The organism is Clostridium pasteurianum (assembly GCF_001705235.1).
GTDB classification, from domain to species: domain Bacteria; phylum Bacillota; class Clostridia; order Clostridiales; family Clostridiaceae; genus Clostridium_S; species Clostridium_S pasteurianum_A.
On sequence record NZ_MCGV01000001.1, the window covers coordinates 4,375,434 to 4,394,600 of the forward strand.

Genomic DNA, 19,167 nt, shown 5'->3' on the forward strand with positions numbered 1-19,167 from the left:
CTTATATTAAATAATATTATATGTAAAATAAATTGGGCATAAAACAAAGATGTACTATTCTATATGTGAATATACATCTTTGTTTTATGCCTAATATATCCAAATCCCTGTTCCCATTGGTACCGTGTCGTATATATATTTTGCATTTTGCAGTGCAAGGCGAACACATCCATGTGACAAGGATGCACCTAAAGTCCCATCAACTACATTGCCTTTTTTATCAAAAAGTATACTATGGAATAAATAATTTCCTTGAATTTGCGTATAGTATTTACATATGATGTCATTTTCAGTTTTAAAAGCAAGTCCTTTTCCTTCGACAAAAAAATGACCTGTTATTGTTGGTGTTTCAGATGAACCTGAAGTACATTCAAAAGTATTTATGAGTTTCCAATTATGAGGTTCACCATTAAAAATGTATACTCTCTGTTCGCTGAGGGAAGTCATTATAAAGAATTTAGTATATGTAGGTGTATCTTTAGTATTTACAGTATTTTCAGCAGCTGCTTTGCACGCTTGAACATCAGGATTAGGATCTGGTGTAACATTAGAATTTACCATAGTTTCATTTGTTGGAGGCTGTTTTAACAAGCTATTTGTTTGCTCTGAAACGCTTCCGTCTATATTTATATTATGCCTGTATTGAAAATCTCTTATAGCCCAATCTGTTGATGCACCAAATTTTCCGTCTGCGGTTATTGAATAACCATACTTATTAAGTTCATCCTGTATTTTCTTTACTTCTTCACCGTTGTCACCTAATTTAAAAATCTTAGATTTATCCGGATCTTCTTTAGGTTTGCTTTTTTTCTTAATAGACGAAGTCAGAGTTTTAGACTTAACTTTATTTTTAGCTTTATTTTGTATGTTTGAACAACCAGAAAAAATAAAAATGAGTATAATAGCCAAACTAATTATTCTTTTTTGTTTAAACATATGGTCACCCTTTACAATATATAATTAATTCAAGAAAATATTTCCTATGAATTAATTATATACTTTTAAAATCCATGTGTAAATATTTATACCTCAATATTTACATTAATGCCCAAAATTTCTTCATTTTCTAAAAGAATTGGTTTTACACAATCATTTATATACTCTTCAACCTGTGATGGTGCTCTACCTACAAATTTATTTGGATCTATTATTTTATCAATTTCATCCTCGGTCAATTTGAAAGAAGGGTCTTTTTTAATTCTATCTATTAAATCATTTGGCAGTCCTTCAGCTTTAATTCTTTTAGTAGTTGCCATAGAATGTTCTCTTATTCTTTCATGTAGCTCCTGTCTATCGCAGCCTTTTTTTACAGCTTCCATCATAATATTTTCTGTTGCCATAAATGGAAGTTCATTTTTAACGTGTGATGCTATTACTTTCTCATATACAACCATATTAGATGATATGTTTATATATAAATTAAGAACCCCATCTAATGCTAAAAATCCTTCAGAAACTGAAATTCTTTTATTTGCAGAATCATCTAAAGTTCTTTCGAACCATTGAGTTGCAGCAGTTATTGCTGGATTTAGAGAATTTACAATTATATATCTTGAAAGTGCACTTATTCTTTCAGATCTCATAGGATTTCTTTTATACGCCATAGCTGAAGATCCTATTTGATTTTTTTCAAAAGGTTCTTCCATTTCCTTCATGTTTTGAAGTATTCTTAAGTCATTGCTAAATTTATATGCACTTTGAGCAATTTCGGAAAGAGTATTTAAAATTACGGAATCTATTTTTCTAGGATAAGTCTGACCGGTTACATTATATGCAGCTTTGAATCCCATTTTTTCAACAACCTTTTTTTCAAGAGCTTTAACTTTATTTTCATCTCCGTTAAAAAGATCCATAAAGCTTGCTTGAGTTCCTGTTGTACCTTTAACTCCTCTTAACTTTAAATTATGTATTACAAAATCAAGATTTTCTAAATCTATCATTAAATCTTGTATCCATAAAGTTGCCCTTTTACCAACTGTAGTAAGCTGAGCAGGTTGAAGATGAGTAAATCCTAATGTGGGTAAAGATTTATACTTTAGTGCAAATTTGCTCAAATCATATATTACATTAAGAAGTTTTTTCCTTATTATTAGAAGAGCTTCTTTCATTATGATTATATCTGCGTTATCACCAACATAACACGATGTAGCTCCAAGATGTATAATACCCTTTGCTGATGGACATTGAACGCCATAGGCATATACATGGCTCATTACATCATGTCTTACTATTTTCTCTCTTTTTTCTGCTACATCATAATTTATATCATCAATGTGAGCTTTTAATTCACTAACTTGCTCCTTAGTTATATTAAGACCTAATTCCATTTCGCTTTCTGCTAATGCAACCCAAAGCTTTCTCCATGTCCTAAATTTCATATTATCAGAAAAAATATAGCTCATTTCCTTAGAAGCATATCTTCTGTTAAGTGGTGTTTCATATGTATCCCTCATACTATACCTCCGTACATAAATATTGTTTTTGTTAAATTCGTTTATATTATAACATATATTTTTGCTTAATATAAGATTTTTGTTCGTAATTATGATAATAACAATGCAATACTTATAGTATAAACTTTTTTGTGAATTTATATTAGATTGCTAAAATAAAAAAAACAATGAAAATTTAATTTCCATTGTTTTTTTTCATTTACCTATTCATCTAATGATTCAATTAATTTAACAATTTCTTCAGATGCTAAAGCTTCATCATCACCGGAAACGATTAACTTAATAGTACTATCTTTTGAAACTCCTAATGATAAAACACCTATAAGGCTTTTAGCATTAGCTTTCTTTCCATTAAATTCCATAGTTACATCTGATTTAAAACCTGATGCTTTTTTTACTAGTAATGTTGCTGGTCTAGCATGTAAACCAGTTGAACTTTTAACAACGACACTTTTAGTTACCATACAAATCACCTCTAAAATTATTATTACTAATAAGCTTCCTAAAGTATACCATAAATCAGTGGCATGTTCAAGAAAAATTCCATTTATTATAATTTAAATTTATTACTATTTTTAATTGAGCTTAGTTACAAAATTTTCTATTTCATCCAGGCCTTTTACTATATTTTCCATAGATGTAGCATAAGACAATCTAACATAATTATCACTTCCAAAACCAGCTCCAGGAACTACGGCTACTTTATTTTCTTCTAGTAATGCTTTTGAAAAATCTACAGAATTATTTATTTCTATGCCATTAACTTTTTTACCAAATAATTCACTTATATTTATCATTACATAAAAAGCACCTTTAGGCATAGTACAATGAATTCTATTTATGCTATTTATTTTTTTTACCATGTAATTTCTTCTTTTTTCGAATTCACCTACCATAAACTTTAAGTCTTCTTGACTTCCATTTAAAGCTTCAACGCTGGCATATTGGGTTATTGAATTTGCATTTGAAGTAGTATGTCCTTGTATATTTGACATAAGCTTTATGAGCTTTGTGCAGCCTGATGCAGCATATCCTAATCTCCAACCAGTCATAGCATAAGACTTAGACATTCCATTTATTACTATAGTTCTATTGAAGGCATCTTCACTTAAACTTGCAATGCTTATATGTTTTTCTCCATCATAAATTAGTTTTTCATATATTTCATCAGAAATTATAAATAAGTCTTTTTCTTTTGCGAAATCAGCTATTTCATTAAGCTCTTCTCTTGTATAGACTGTACCTGTTGGATTTGAAGGACTATTAAGTAGTATTGCCTTTGTTTTATTAGTATATGCATTTTTTATATCTTCAATAGATAATTTAAAATGATTTTCTTCTTTAGTATTGATGAGTACAGATACACCATCATTTAATTTTACAAGTTCAGGATAAGTTACCCAATAAGGTACACCTATTATAACCTCATCACCTGGATTAATTAAAGCTGAAAATGTATCTGAAAGACACTGCTTAGCTCCAGTACAAATTATAATGTCAGAAATATCATAATCTAAATTATTATCTCTTTTAAATTTATCACATACGGCTTTTTTTAATTCCTTAATTCCTGAGACAGGAGTATATTTAGTATAACCATTTCTAATAGCAGATATGGCAGCATCTTGTATGTTTTTGGGTGTGTTGAAATCTGGCTCTCCTGCTCCAAATCCTATTACATCTATTCCATTTGATTTCATTTCTGCAGCTTTAGCAGTTATGGCTAAAGTTATAGAAGGTGTTATTTGTTCGGCTTTCTTAGAAAAATTCATTTATGTTTCCTCCACATCTATTTATATTTTAGTTATAATTATTACAGTTTAAAATAAATAACAATTAAGGATGATAAACACCAGCATATGATGTTTATTAAAAAAGGCTTATCTTTAGCAAATATAGCTTCCGGTTTTGCACCTGCATTTTCTTTTTCCATTAAATATTGATATCTAAATATTCCATATAATACAAAAGGTATTGTTATCATCATTCCTCTGTCTTGTACGGAACTAAAAGTATAAAGACAGTAAGCAATCAATATTGATGGAGTTACTATAGTTAACATTTTATCTATTAAACTTACAGAATACTCTTGAAGTATTTTTCTTGTAGATGAACTTTTCTCTTTTAATGCTACAATTTCTCCTTTCCTTTTATTTAAAGCTAAGAACAAAGAAAGAAGCATCGTACATAAAATGAGCCATGGAGACAGTTCTACATTAGTTATAATACTTCCACTTTCTACTCTTAAAACAAATCCAGCAGTTATAATCATAACATCTATTATAACTATATTTTTTAATTTAATAGAGTAGAAAATATTCATTACTATATAAGTTAATATTACAATAAATATTTGTAAATTTATTTTATATGTAATTACTGAGAGGAATAAAATAAGTATTATATATAAAATTATTCCCTGTGTTTTTGTGACTCTACCGCTGGCTATAGGTCTATTTTTCTTGTCAGGATGTTTTCTATCTTTATCTGCATCCATTATATCATTAAGAATATATACACTTGAAGCTGCAAGACAGAATATAAAGAAAATAAGAAAATTACTTAAAAGCAAATTTATATCTGTAAATTTTCTAGAAAATATAATTGCTGCAAAAATGAAAACATTTTTTGTCCATTGCTGTGGTCTCATGAGAGTAATAATAGCTTTTACGTCAATTTTTTTCATAATATTCCTCCAAAAAAATTATCTACAAACAATAATTTACCACATTTTTATAATAAATAAAAGAGACTTTGTAAAATTCAAAAGTCTCTTTATAAATATAATTAAAATAATTTCATAATAATTCAGCTAAATTACAAGGGATTTAATCCCCTATAATTTAAATTTATAATTATCTAGGTTGAACAATAAGTTTAATTGCTGTTCTTTCCTCCCCATCTATCTCAATATCAGTAAAAGCTGGAATACATACAAGATCAATGCCGCTTGGAGCAACAAAACCTCGTGCTATTGCAATTGCTTTTACTGCCTGATTAATGGCACCTGCTCCTATAGCCTGGATTTCAGCAGCACCTCTCTCCCTTAAGACCCCTGCTAAAGCTCCTGCTACAGAATTTGGATTTGATTTTGCTGAAACTTTTAATACTTCCATAATAACCCTCCTAAGTTGATAAATAGTATATTTTTATATTGTTATATGTATATAATTCTACATATAATAAGAAAATCCTTCTAGTAAATGTAAAAAAATAAAAAATCCTTCCAATTTATAAATATAAATTGAAAGGATCCTTTTATTTTGGTTTTTTATTTTGCATATTCAACTGCGCGAGTTTCTCTTATAACATTTACTTTTATTTGACCAGGGTATTCCAATTGTTCTTCAATTTGTTTAACAATACCTCTTGCCATTTCTACAGAACCCGCATCGTCAACTGTTTCTGGTTTAACCATAATTCTGATTTCTCTTCCAGCCTGAATGGCATATGACTTTTCTACACCTTCATAAGAATTAGCTATTTCTTCTAATTTTTGTAGCCTTTTGATGTAAGCTTCTAAAGTTTCACGCCTTGCTCCAGGTCTTGCTGCTGATATTGCATCCGCTGCTTGAACTAAAATAGCTTCTAAAGATTGTGGCTCTACATCACCATGATGAGCTCCTATTGCATTTACAATTAGAGGAAGTTCACGATATTTTTTAGCGACATCTGCACCTATTAAAGCATGTGGTCCTTCAACCTCATGGTCAACAGCTTTACCTATGTCATGAAGAAGACCAGCTCTTTTAGCAAAAGTAGGATCGATACCAAGTTCTGCTGCCATAAAGCCAGCAAGATATGACACTTCTATGGAATGCTTTAAAACGTTTTGACCATAACTGGTTCTATATTTTAACCTTCCAAGCAATCTAGTAAGTTCACTATGTAACCCATGAACCCCTGTTTCAAAAGTGGCTTGCTCTCCTTCTTCTTTAATATTATTTTCAACCTCTTTTTTAGCTTTTTCAACCATTTCTTCAATTCTAGCAGGATGTATTCTCCCATCAAGTATAAGCTTTTCAAGAGCAATTCTAGCTACTTCTCTTCTAATAGGATCAAATCCAGATAAAATAACAGCCTCTGGAGTATCATCAATAATCAAATCAACACCAGTAAGAGTTTCAATTGTACGAATATTTCTGCCCTCTCTACCGATTATCCTACCCTTCATTTCATCATTAGGAAGAGATACAACATAAACCGTTGATTCTGCAACGTGATCAGCTGCACATCTTTGAATAGCATAAGTAATAATTTCTCTTGCTTTTTTATCTGCTTCTTCCTTAGCCTTTTGTTCTACTTCTTTAATCATTACAGATTTTTCATGCCTTATTTCTCTATTAACTTCTTCTAATAATAAATTCTTTGCTTCTTCAGAAGTTAATCCGGAAAGTCTCTCTAGTTTTTGTCTTTGTTCCTTATAGAGTTCCTCTATAGTATTTTGCTTTTCTTGTATTGAGTTTTCACGCTCATCTAGGGTAACTTCTCTTTTCTCAAGTGATTCATTTTTTCTGTCTAAAGTTTCTTCCCTTTGAAGATTTCTTCTTTCTAATCTTTGAATTTCGCTTCTTCTTTCGCGAGTTTCCTTATCTAGATCAGCTCTTAATCTATGAGCTTCTTCCTTTGCTTCCAAAGTCGCCTCTTTTTTTAGTGTTTCGGCTTCTTTTTTAGCATCTTCTTTTATTTTCTTTGCATCTTCTTCTGCCCTTGAAATCTTAGCCCAGGCATATTTTCTTCTGATATACAATTCAACTATAGTTATTAAAACAATTACACAAACTATAGTAATTATTAATTTATTAACATCCATTGCCTAAAACACCCCTTTGCTTATGTTGCAATATTATAAAGTAAAATTAATGAAGCTATGAAAAGGTGTCATATTATTCAATTGGCAATCATTTGAATATGCTAAACCAGTATTTGTATATGTGATAATTGTATATTAAATTAATCATTATGTCAAGATATAGTATTATTAAAACATCTGTAAAAAAATAAGCTAAATTACAATAAAAGGTTGCAGATATTTCTACAACCTTTTAACTATTTTTTGATCTTTCCAGTTTCCTTTTTATTTGCAGCAGTATCTTTAGGTGCTTGCTGAATTGGTAATTGATATTTTTCTCTTATTTTATTTTCAACTTCGTCTCTTATTTCAGGATTTTCTTTAAAAAATAGCTTTGCATTTTCTCTTCCCTGACCAAGACGGATGTCACCATAAGAGAACCATGCACCACTTTTTTGAACTATGTTTTCTTTTACACCAACATCAATTATGTTTCCCTCACGAGAAATACCTTCATTATACATGATATCAAATTCAGCTTGTTTAAAAGGAGGCGCAACTTTGTTTTTTACAACTTTAACTCTTACTCTATTACCTACCATTTCTTCACCCTGTTTTATGGAATCTATTTTTCTTATATCCATTCTAACAGAAGCATAGAATTTAAGAGCTCTTCCACCAGGAGTTGTCTCTGGGTTTCCAAACATTATACCAACTTTTTCTCTAAGTTGATTTATGAAAATAGCAATACAGTTGGATTTATTTATAGCACCTGTTAATTTTCTAAGTGCTTGAGACATAAGCCTTGCTTGTAAACCTACATGGGAATCTCCCATTTCACCTTCTATTTCAGCTTTAGGAACAAGAGCTGCTACAGAATCAACTACAAGAACGTCAATAGCTCCTGACCTAACAAGAGCTTCTGCAATCTCAAGTGCCTGTTCCCCTGTATCTGGCTGTGATACTATTAAATTATCAATATCTACACCTAATCTTCTTGCATATTGAGGATCTAATGCATGTTCAGCATCTATAAATGCTGCTGCTCCTCCCTTTTTTTGTGCTTCAGCTAATATATGAAGTGCAACTGTTGTTTTACCTGAAGATTCTGGTCCATATATTTCAACTACTCTTCCTCTTGGTACACCACCTATTCCGAGCGCTATGTCTAAAGATAAACATCCTGTTGAGATTGAATCAATATTTCGTATCTCATGTTCACCTAATTTCATTATAGCGCCTTTTCCAAATTGTTTTTCTATCTGACTCATAGCCGCATCAATGGCTTTTAATTTTTCATTATCCATATTATCCCTTAAGGGGTCACCAACCTTTCTTCGAACATTTGTTCTATATATTTATTATATAGTAATTTCAATGTTTGTCAATATAGTAAAATCACTTAAATGAGAAATTGTAGAGTGCATAGGACACTCTACAATTAGTTATATCTTTTATGAAATCAATTTAACTACATTTTTTACGGAATTAGATAAATAAAAATTTCCTAAAAAGAATTTTCTATTTTTATTATTATCCAGTTTGTAGAAAATTAATCATTATTTATCATTCATAAAAACATCTTTATTTTTAATAAAATAATCTATGCCTGAAATTATAGTTACAATAAGTGCTATGCCCAGTGCAATATCGGTACTGTATCGCAAAAATTTCACTACTCCTGTGGCATGAATACGAAAGTAACTTATTTGATCCATTACTCTCCTAAAATCATAATTTTTCCTGCAATTTATGTACAATAAAGCAAATACTATAGCGATTATTTGAAATACAGTTTTAATTTTTCCCCACCAACTTGAAGCAATTACAATTCCCTCACTAACAGCAACGCTTCTTAAACCTGTTACAGCAAATTCCCTAGCTATTATTACAATAGCAATCCATGCAGGGATAACATGAAATTCTACTAAAGCAATAAGAGCTGATGATACTAAAAGTTTATCTGCAAGAGGATCCATTATTTTACCAAAATTAGTTATTTGATTTCTGCTTCGTGCTATATAGCCATCTAATTTATCTGTTATTGCAGCTATTATAAAAATGCATGTAGCTATACTTCTTCCAAAAGGAATTTGACGCACTACAATAAATATTAAGAATATAGGAACTAAAAAAATTCTCATTAAAGTTAACTTATTTGCTAGATTCATTATATACAACCCCTATTAAATCATATTCTAGGTTTTCTGTAACCTTTATGTCTATAAAATTTCCAACTTGAAGTTTAGCTTTGGATCTGAAGAAAACTTTACCATCTATGTCAGGTGCCATTTCAAAATTTCTGCCATACCAATATTCACCATTAAAGCCTTCAATTAGAACCTTATAAATTTTGCCTATCTTCTTCGAATTAATTTCTTTTGATACCTGCTGCTGAATAATCATTATAGTTTCTTTTCTTTTAGCCTTTACATCATCACTAATTTGCATAGGCATTAAAGCTGCTTTTGTACCTTCTTCTCTAGAGTATTCAAAGACTCCAAGGTTATTGATTTTTATGTTTTTCACAAAATCACAAAGTTCACTAAAATTTTCTTCTGTCTCCCCAGGAAATCCAACAATAAGTGATGTTCTTAAAGTTATATCAGGTACTTTGCTTCTTGTTTTTTCTATTTTGTTTAATATTTCTTGTTTTCTAGTTTTTCTAAACATTTTCTTTAAAATGTCGTCACTTATATGTTGTATCGGCATATCAATATAATTACATACTTTTTTATTAGATGATATTTCATTTATAAGTTCATCTGTTATTTCTTCAGGATAGCAGTACATTATTCTTATCCATTCAATATTGTCAATTAAAGATAATTCCCTTAAAAGTTCATGCAATCTTTTCCTACCATATAAATCCACTCCATACTTAGTAGTATCCTGAGCTATAAGAATTAGTTCTTTTGTTCCATTTTTCGATAATTCTTTTGCTTCCTCAATTATTTTTTCAAAGCTTCTACTTCTATATTTTCCGCGTATTTGTGGAATTATACAATAAGAACAACAATTATTACAACCTTCTGCAATTCTTATATATGATGAATAACTGCCAGATGTTATAAGTCGTTTCCCCTCATTTATTTCTTTATCACTATAATTGCAATAAATATTTTTCTTTCCGACATTAAAAAAGTCATTTATTACTTTGTCTAAATTTTTATAATCATTTACTCCTAAAATAGCATCAATTTCAGGTACAAGTTCTTTTAATTCTTTACCATACCTTTGAGTCAAGCATCCAGTTGCAATTAACATTTTACAATTATACTTCTCTTTATATTTATTCATCTCAAGTATTGTATTTATAGATTCCTGCTTTGCTGAATCTATAAACCCACAAGTATTCACGAGAATTATATCTGCTTTTTTTGGGTCATTTACGATTTCACAGGTGTTTTGTATAAAGCCAAGAATGATTTCGCTATCTACCCTATTTTTATCACAGCCTAAACTTACTAGGCCAAATTTTAATTTATTCAAGTTTTTTCCTCCTAGCAATCCACACGTTAAATACAAGTTATATTTTATTACTTTATAGATAAATTAACAAGGATTTTTAGATTATTTAATGCAAATTTTATAAATCATTCTTATCTATCAAAATATTTCTTGGTTTAGTTCCGTCCTTTTGCGATATATAACCTTTTTCTTCTAATTGGTCCATTATTCTTGCTGCTCTGTTATAACCTATTCTAAGCTTTCTTTGTATAAGTGATGTTGATGCCTGCTTGTTTTCAATAATTATGTTTAAAGCTTCATCCAATAATTCATCTTCATCTCCTTCGGATTTTGAAACATTATTATTGATTTGCTCTATTATTTCTTCTTTGTATTGCGCCTCACTAGTCTCATCTTTTATGAAACTTACAATTCTTTCAACTTCTTCTTCAGCAATAAATGCTCCCTGTATTCTAAGAGGTTTTGATTCTCCAACTGGACTAAACAGCATATCACCTTTTCCTAAAAGTTTTTCTGCTCCTGACATGTCCAAAATAGTACGCGAATCTATTTGACTTGATACAGCAAAAGAAATTCTTGAAGGAATATTAGCTTTTATAACTCCAGTTATTACATCTACCGAAGGTCTTTGCGTTGCTATTACAAGATGCATTCCAGCCGCTCTTGCCATTTGAGCAAGTCGTCCTATATATTCTTCAACATCATTTGGACAAACCATCATAAGATCAGCTAACTCATCAATTATTATTACTATCCATGGAAGTTTATTTTCAACTTTATCTTTATGATACAGTTCATTATATCCCTCTATATTTCTAACATTATTTTCAGCAAATAGTTTATAACGTTTTGTCATTTCATTTACAGCCCAATTTAGAGCTCCAGCCGCCTTTTTAGGATTAGTAACAACAGGAATTAAAAGATGCGGAATACCATTATATACACTTAATTCAACAACTTTAGGATCTATCATAAGAAGTTTTACATCTGTTGGTGCACATTTGTAAAGAAGACTTATTATAAGGGTATTTATACATACACTTTTACCTGAACCTGTTGCTCCAGCAATTAAAAGATGCGGCATTTTTGTAAGATCCGTAACTACACAATTTCCACCTATATCTTTTCCTAGTGCAAAAGCTAAATTTGATTTTGAATTAGCAAAGGTTTCTGATTGAATTACTTCACTTAAGAAGACAGGTGTTAATTCCTTATTAGGAACTTCTATGCCTATGGCTGATTTTCCAGGTATTGGAGCTTCTATTCTAACACCTGATGCAGCCAAATTTAATGCTATATCATCTGATAGATTAATTATTTTGCTGACCTTGACTCCTGCACTTGGTTGAAGTTCATACCTTGTTACAGAAGGTCCTTTTGAAACCTGTACTACTTTTGCATCTACCCCAAAACTATTCAAAGTATCTGTAAGCTTTTCTGCACTTGCCAGAAGTTCTTTTTTATCACTTTTCTTTAATTTAGAAGTTTCATTTATATTTAATAAGCTTGCCGGCGGAAAATCATATTTAATATCCACATCATTTGAAGAATGTTTTTCTATAGCATTTTCAAGTTCTGCTCCTATAACTTTAGTATCATTTTCGGTTTTATCTGAAGAATCAAATACAGCAATTTCTTGGGCAGGTTGTCCATCATTACCATTTTCCAAATTTCCTTCATTTTTCATAAAGTCAACAATCTTTACTTTATTTCTAATTTTTTTAACTAAAGTTTCATCATTATCTTTGGAATCATCATATTCCATTTTCTTAGTATCATCAATATGAGGTTTTTCCTTCTGAGGTTCTCTTTTAAAGAACATTTTAAGCAAATCACTAAATGATTTTTGAGAAATTAAAAGAAATGATATTATGTAAAGAGTTACAAATATCAATAAATATCCTTTCCCAAATAATTTATATATAGGTATGTCTATAAGATATGAAATTATTCCACCGTGAAATGTATCTACTGAAGCATAAATTTTTTTTATTCCAGCTAAAACATTTCCGTTATAATACAGGGATAATTTTTCCATCTGTATGAGCATAAGAGTATTGATGATTAATAAATTAACTCCATAAAATCTTTTGCTAAAAGTTATTCTTCCTCTTTTTATTATGTAGCAGACACCTATAAACATCAATAACAACGGAAATATATATGCACCTATACCTACTAATGTAAATAAAAGCTTCTTCATTCCGCTGCCAATAATTCCAGCAAAGTTAGTAAAAAACATGCTCAATGCAGCAAATGTTCCAAAGCTAAAAATTGATATACCTGCTATGTCACTATTTAAAGTACTCTCAGAAACTTTTTTTTGATTATTTTTCCTATAATGCTTACTTCTCGGCAAATATATCACCTCTATTATTAATATGTATTTTAGTTCTTAACTATATTATAACCATAGGGTAAATATAGCCTATGGTTTCTTCGGTTCATTTTTATTCATGTTTTCTCTGAGTTTACCTATTGCTTCTTTTATTCCTCCAACTTCATCTATAAGACCGTAATCAACTGCCTGTTTTCCAATTAAAATTGTCCCCATATCATTTAAGAGTTCATCAGTTTTAAGCATAAGTTCTTGTAGTGTTTCTTTTTTCATTTTAGAAGTTCTTACTATAAATTCTGATATTCTTTCCTGCATTTTATTAAAATATTGAAATGTTTGCGGTACTCCTATAACAAGACCATTCATTCTTATTGGATGTATTATCATGGTCGCTGTAGGTGATATAAATGAATAATTGGATGCTGTAGCAAGTGGCACTCCAATTGAATGTCCTCCACCTATAACGAGAGATACTGTTGGCTTGCTTAAACTTCTTATCATTTCTGCTATAGCAAGACCTGCTTCAACGTCACCGCCTATTGTGTTAAGTATTATAAGAACACCTTTTATTTCTGGATTATACTCTGCATTCATAAGTTGTGGAATGATTTCCTCATATTTTGTTGTCTTAGTTTGAGAAGACAATATTGCATGACCTTCAATTTGACCTATAATTTGTATAAATTCTATATCTCTAGGTGCTTCATTATTACTGTCATTTTTTTCTGTATCATTATTAGTATTTTCCTGATTAGCATTTTCCTGACTGTTATTATTATTTTCATCACTCATTAAAATCCCTCCTGCACTACAAATATTGTGTGCAGGTTTAAATAAACTATACTTATTTATTATTTAAATTAAATTCATCGTGGAGAGATTTAATAGCTTTATCTTTTAAATTAGATTTTACAAGGCACCATATTGTTATATGTGAATCAGCAGTTTGAAGTACCTCTATACCTTCTTTAGTAATTGCCTTCAAAATTCTTGCCATAACTCCTGGAACACCACAAATTCTACTACCTATAACTGCAATTTTACTGCAATTCTTTTCTAAAGAATACTTAATATTATACTGCTTAAGTATTCCTTCAAGTTTATTTAAATCTTTTTCATCTATTGTAAATATACTTTCCTTTGGAAAAACATTTATTAAATCTATACTTATTTTATTAAGTGCTAGATTATTAAAAAATTCCGTTGAATCTACTGCCTTTTTATTACTTTCTAAACTTATTCGTATTTGAACTCGTCCACTTAAGGAAGTTATACCTGTTATAATATTTTTATTTGAAGTATCACCAGATTTATTTATTAAAGTACCGCTGCAATGATTTAAAGTATTTTTAATCATAATTGGTATATCACTCTTCATTGCAACTTCAACTGCTCTTGGATGTATTACTTTAGCACCCTGCTCCGCGAACTCAAATATTTCGTTATAACTTATTTTTTCTATTAAAGAAGCATCATTTACTACTCTTGGATCTGCAGTCATAATGCCATCCACATCTGTATAAATTTCTATTTTTTGAGCTTTGACAGCAGAACCTATTAATGAAGCTGTTACATCACTACCGCCTCTTCCAAGTGTTGTGAAAAATCCATTTTCACTCTTACCCTGAAAACCTGCAACAACAGGTACTTTACCAAGAGATAAAATATTCAAAAGGTTTTCTGGCTTTACCTTTTTTACTGCTGCATTAGTATAATTATCATCTGTTAGTATACCTGCTTGACCACCAGTAACTGGTATAGCATTTATTTTAGCTTTTTTTAATTCGTTACTCATTATTACAGTACTTATAATTTCTCCACAGCTCATTAATAAATCTAAAGCCTGTTTGTTCGATTTTTTAAAATCACTGTCTATAAGAGAAAGAAGAGTATCTGTAGCATAAGGTTCACCTTTTCTTCCCATTGCAGAAACTACAACTATAGGATTAAAGCCATCATTTATAGCAGATAATACTTTTTCTATAACACATTTTCGTCTTTCTGGCGTTGATACAGATGTCCCTCCAAATTTTTGAACAACAATCTTCATAGTACTCCTCCAATTACAAACGATTTTTTTTCATTACTGAATTGTCTACATCCATAATTATTGTCCTAGCACCAATTTTTTTTACATACTGCCAGTCAACTTCAAAAAAATCGTTCTTGCTAAAAAAGGAGAAACCAGTAGAGTTGTTTCCTATGATTAAAGACTTCATGCTACCATCGTCATCAATAATTATATCATTATTTGAAAGAGTAGAATATTTTTCACCATCATTTATATTAATAATTTCATATTTCTCTATTTCACTGTATAATTTATTGTTGTCACTCATAATCTAACCTCCATATTTAAAATTGTTATTAAAATATTATGTATTTGCATATATATTTATAACCTCAATTTAAATATGTTAAAAATAAAAAGGCAATTAAGCCCTTCTATCATTGATTGATTATTTTTCTTTGGATTTGTTTTCGTTTTGTTTTAAAACATCTTTTCTTGATAAATTTATTCTTCCTTGACGATCTATATCAGTAACTTTAACCAATATTTCATCACCAACTGAAACTACATCTTCTACCTTATTTACCTTAACTACATCAAGCTTTGATATATGAACAAGGCCTTCTTTTCCAGGAAGTATTTCAACAAAAGCCCCAAAGTTAGTAGTTTTGGTTACTTTCCCTAAATAAACTTCGCCTGGTTTAACATCTTTTGTAAGATCATCTATCATTTTAAGAGCTTTATTTGCAGATTCAGCATTATCTGATAAAACAAATACAGTTCCATCTTCTTTTATGTCTATCTTAACACCAGTTTCATCTATTATCTTATTGATAGTTTTTCCACCAGCACCAATAAGAGTTCTTATTTTATCCGTATCTATAGTTATAGTATACGCTCTAGGCGCATATTGTGACAATTCTTTTCTAGGCTCAGGTATACATTTAGTTATTTTATCAAGTATAAATAATCTTGCTTTTCTTGCACCATTTATAGCTTCACTAATACAATTCTTTGATATACCATGAATTTTAGTGTCAATTTGAATTGCAGTAATACCTTTTTCAGTACCAGCAACTTTAAAATCCATATCTCCAAAGAAATCCTCTAATCCTTGAATATCTGTAATAACAGCTTCTTCAGAAAGATCTTCACTTGTGATAAGTCCCATAGCAATACCTGCTGCTGGTCTTTTTATTGGAACACCTGCATCCATTAAGGCTAATGTACTTCCACATACACTTGCCTGTGAAGTTGAACCATTAGAACTTAAAACTTCTGAAACAAGTCTTATAGTATAAGGGAATTCCTCTTCTGAAGGTATAAGTGGAACAAGAGCTTTTTCAGCAAGAGCTCCATGACCAATTTCTCTTCTGTTTGGTCCTCTTAATGGTTTTGTTTCACCTGTAGAATATGGTGGAAAATTATAATGATGCATATATCTTTTAGATTCCTCTACACCTAAACCATCAATTATCTGAGCATCTCCGACTGGTCCAAGAGTAGCAACAGTCATAACTTGAGTTAATCCTCTTGTAAATAATCCACTTCCATGAGTCCTAGGTAGAAGACCAACCTCACAGCTTATAGGCCTTATTTCGTCAAATGCTCTTCCATCAGGTCTTCTATGCTCTTTTAAAAGCATATTTCTAACTACCTTTTTCTGAAGAGTATAAACTACTTCATCAATGTCTGCACCATCATCAGGATATTTTTCTCCGAATTCTTCAGAAATTTTTTCCTTTATTTCTTTTAGCTTAGCATTTCTTTCATCTCTATCTGTTATGTACATAACTTCTTTAATCATATCAAAAGCAAAATCTTTAACATCCTTTTCGATTTCTTCCTTAGGATGATATAATTCAGGAACAACTTTTTCTTTTCCAAATTCCTTCATTGCTTTTTCCTGAAACTCAACTATTTTTTGACATGCATTAAATCCAAAATCAATTGCTTTGATCATTAAATCCTCTGGTATTTCTTTAGCACCAGCTTCTAACATCATTACTCTTTCTTTTGTAGCGCAAACAGTTAAATCAAGAGAACTTTTTTCTCTTTCTTCTAAAGTAGGATTAATTACAAGCTTATCATCTACATATCCAACAGAAACTGTTCCAACTGGTATGTTAAATGGAATATCTGACAAACAAAGTGCAAGCGATGCTCCATTCATAGCTAATATCTCTGGCAAATTATCTTGCTCTACAGACATAACAGTACATACTATTTGAACATCATTTCTATAACCCTTAGGAAATAAAGGTCTTAAAGGTCTATCTATTGCTCTAGCATGTAAAATTGATTTTTCAGATGGCTTACCTTCTCTTTTTATAAATCCACCTGGTATTTTTCCTACAGAATATTGTCTTTCCTCATATTCAATACTTAAAGGGAAAAAATCAATACCTTCCCTTGGTTTTTCTGAGGCATTAGCATTAATCATTACAACAGTATCGCCGTAACTTATGAACATAGCACAATCTGAAAGCATACCTGTTTTACCACACTCAACTTTAAGTTTTCTTCCAGCAATATCTGTTTCTAAAACATGTAACATATAATTTTACCTCCTTATATGAATTTACATTAATAGTATAAAAAAATTTATTTAATTTATGTATCAGTTCAAAGTAAAAGTAATGTTTTGAAGTGATACATAAATCAAATAAGAATAGCATAATTTAATAGAAATATATCACCGAAACATAAATTATACTATTATTATTTGATTTGACAAATTTGTCACTTAAAATAATAGAGCGGTATGAACCGCTCCCTCTTCCACTACTTTTACTTTCTTAAACCTAATTTTTTAATAATATCACGATATCTTTCAACATCTACAGATTCAAGATAATTTAAAAGACCTCTTCTTTTACCAACCATCATTAAAAGACCTCTTCTTGAGTGGTGATCTTTCTTATGGAACTTTAAGTGCTCATTTAAATGATTGATTCTTTCTGTTAATAATGCAATCTGCACTTCTGGAGAACCAGTATCTCCTTCTTTTCTTCCATATGTTTTAATTAATTCTTGTTTTTTTGCTTTATCCAAAACAAACACCTCCAAAATATTATCCCCATATTCCAAGAATATCGTCGGTGGCTCAATACTCTTAGCATAAGGTTTACTTTAATAGTATATCAAAAATTTTTTAAAATGTAAATTATTATTTATTAATATTACTGTTTGTATGCAAAATTCTTATCTTTTTCCAGCTGTGCCTTTAATTCATTTATATTTTTAAAAACAATATCATCGCGTATTTTCTTAATAAAACTTAACTTTATTTCTTTTCCATAAATATTTTCATTAAAATCTAACATATGGGTTTCTATTGTAAGTTTAGCACCATTTACAGTAGGATTAGTACCTATATTAGTTATACCTTTATATTCCGCACTATTATAATAAACTTTAGTATAATATACTCCATTTTTAGGCAAGATAAACTTGGAATTATACTTTAAGTTCGCAGTTGGAAATCCTATTTTCCTACCTATCTCCCGGCCATGAACTATAGATCCCTTAATAGAAAAAGGTCTTAAAAGCATATTATTCGCATCTTCTATATTCCCATCTATTATACAGTTTCTTATTCTAGTACTGCTTACTATTTCATTTTTAAAAGTTACCGGTGGTAGTATATAAAGTTCAAAATTATATTTTTTACTTAAAGTTTTAAGTAAATTTACATCACCTAGGTTTTTATAGCCAAATCTATGATTAAATCCAGTTATTATACCTTTCATATTATAGTGCTGTAACATATTTAATACAAAATCTTCTGGCATCATCTGCATTATTTTTTCATTAAAATCAAAAAAATTCACAATGTCTAGTCCACAAGATTTTAATATATCTATTTTAGTTTCATTATCCATCAGTATCTTAGGTGCAGCAGCTTTATTTATTACATTAAGAGGATGCTCTTTAAATGTACTTAACATACTCTTAGAGCCTCTGCTTTTACTTAGTGCTATAGTCTTGTTTATTAAACTTAAATGACCCATATGAATCCCATCAAAACTTCCTATTGTAATATAAGTTTTGTAATTAAATTTAATCTTAAAACTATCATTTAAAACTTCCATAAATCTTT

General features: G+C 29.9%; 17 protein-coding genes. All 17 read right to left on the minus strand.

Annotated elements, in window-relative coordinates; translation table 11 throughout:
* Nucleotides 1-90: 90 nt before the first annotated feature.
* A complete protein-coding gene (locus tag BEE63_RS19670) occupies nt 91-936 on the minus strand; it encodes a L,D-transpeptidase family protein (protein WP_066023003.1) in 846 nt (281 codons plus the stop codon).
* Nucleotides 937-1,022: 86 nt separating this feature from the next.
* The gene (purB, locus tag BEE63_RS19675) at nt 1,023-2,453 is read right to left on the minus strand and encodes an adenylosuccinate lyase (protein ID WP_066023004.1); all 1,431 of its coding nucleotides are present in this window, start codon (nt 2,451-2,453) and stop codon (nt 1,023-1,025) included.
* 203 nt (nt 2,454-2,656) lie between these two features.
* A complete protein-coding gene (locus BEE63_RS19680) occupies nt 2,657-2,917 on the minus strand; it encodes an HPr family phosphocarrier protein (RefSeq protein WP_066023005.1) in 261 nt (86 codons plus the stop codon).
* Nucleotides 2,918-3,028: 111 nt separating this feature from the next.
* The gene (locus BEE63_RS19685) at nt 3,029-4,225 is read right to left on the minus strand and encodes a pyridoxal phosphate-dependent aminotransferase (RefSeq protein ID WP_066023006.1); all 1,197 of its coding nucleotides are present in this window, start codon (nt 4,223-4,225) and stop codon (nt 3,029-3,031) included.
* Nucleotides 4,226-4,266: 41 nt separating this feature from the next.
* The gene (locus BEE63_RS19690; protein ID WP_066023007.1) at nt 4,267-5,139 is read right to left on the minus strand and encodes a decaprenyl-phosphate phosphoribosyltransferase; all 873 of its coding nucleotides are present in this window, start codon (nt 5,137-5,139) and stop codon (nt 4,267-4,269) included.
* A 169-nt stretch (nt 5,140-5,308) separates the two neighbouring features.
* The gene (locus BEE63_RS19695; protein WP_066023008.1) at nt 5,309-5,569 is read right to left on the minus strand and encodes a stage V sporulation protein S; all 261 of its coding nucleotides are present in this window, start codon (nt 5,567-5,569) and stop codon (nt 5,309-5,311) included.
* 155 nt (nt 5,570-5,724) lie between these two features.
* Complete coding sequence (gene rny / locus BEE63_RS19700) at nt 5,725-7,266, minus strand: ribonuclease Y (RefSeq protein WP_066023009.1); 1,542 nt, start codon at nt 7,264-7,266, stop codon at nt 5,725-5,727.
* 236 nt (nt 7,267-7,502) lie between these two features.
* A complete protein-coding gene (recA, locus tag BEE63_RS19705; protein ID WP_066023010.1) occupies nt 7,503-8,552 on the minus strand; it encodes a recombinase RecA in 1,050 nt (349 codons plus the stop codon).
* A 252-nt stretch (nt 8,553-8,804) separates the two neighbouring features.
* Nucleotides 8,805-9,416, minus strand: coding sequence for a CDP-diacylglycerol--glycerol-3-phosphate 3-phosphatidyltransferase (gene pgsA, locus BEE63_RS19710; RefSeq protein ID WP_066023011.1), 612 nt, complete (start codon nt 9,414-9,416; stop codon nt 8,805-8,807).
* A complete protein-coding gene (gene rimO / locus BEE63_RS19715; protein WP_066023012.1) occupies nt 9,400-10,737 on the minus strand; it encodes a 30S ribosomal protein S12 methylthiotransferase RimO in 1,338 nt (445 codons plus the stop codon). The genes pgsA and rimO overlap by 17 nt, the downstream gene beginning before the upstream one ends.
* Before the next feature lie 97 nt (nt 10,738-10,834).
* The gene (locus tag BEE63_RS19720; protein ID WP_431732492.1) at nt 10,835-13,099 is read right to left on the minus strand and encodes a DNA translocase FtsK 4TM domain-containing protein; all 2,265 of its coding nucleotides are present in this window, start codon (nt 13,097-13,099) and stop codon (nt 10,835-10,837) included.
* A 45-nt stretch (nt 13,100-13,144) separates the two neighbouring features.
* Nucleotides 13,145-13,846, minus strand: coding sequence for a ClpP family protease (locus BEE63_RS19725; RefSeq protein WP_066023014.1), 702 nt, complete (start codon nt 13,844-13,846; stop codon nt 13,145-13,147).
* 52 nt (nt 13,847-13,898) lie between these two features.
* Nucleotides 13,899-15,104 carry an aspartate kinase gene (gene dapG / locus BEE63_RS19730; protein WP_066023015.1) on the minus strand — a complete coding sequence of 402 codons (1,206 nt, stop codon included), beginning with the start codon at nt 15,102-15,104 and terminating at the stop codon, nt 13,899-13,901.
* A gap of 13 nt (nt 15,105-15,117) precedes the next feature.
* Complete coding sequence (locus tag BEE63_RS19735; RefSeq protein ID WP_066023016.1) at nt 15,118-15,393, minus strand: YlmC/YmxH family sporulation protein; 276 nt, start codon at nt 15,391-15,393, stop codon at nt 15,118-15,120.
* Between the two features lie 120 nt (nt 15,394-15,513).
* Nucleotides 15,514-17,622, minus strand: a complete 2,109-nt coding sequence (gene pnp / locus BEE63_RS19740; RefSeq protein WP_066023017.1) for a polyribonucleotide nucleotidyltransferase — start codon at nt 17,620-17,622, stop codon at nt 15,514-15,516.
* A gap of 233 nt (nt 17,623-17,855) precedes the next feature.
* On the minus strand, nt 17,856-18,119 hold the full coding sequence (gene rpsO, locus BEE63_RS19745) for a 30S ribosomal protein S15 (protein ID WP_066023018.1): 264 nt from the start codon (nt 18,117-18,119) through the stop codon (nt 17,856-17,858).
* Nucleotides 18,120-18,247: 128 nt separating this feature from the next.
* Entirely contained in the window at nt 18,248-19,159 is a 912-nt protein-coding gene (locus BEE63_RS19750) for a bifunctional riboflavin kinase/FAD synthetase (protein ID WP_066023019.1), read from the minus strand.
* Nucleotides 19,160-19,167: the final 8 nt, after the last annotated feature.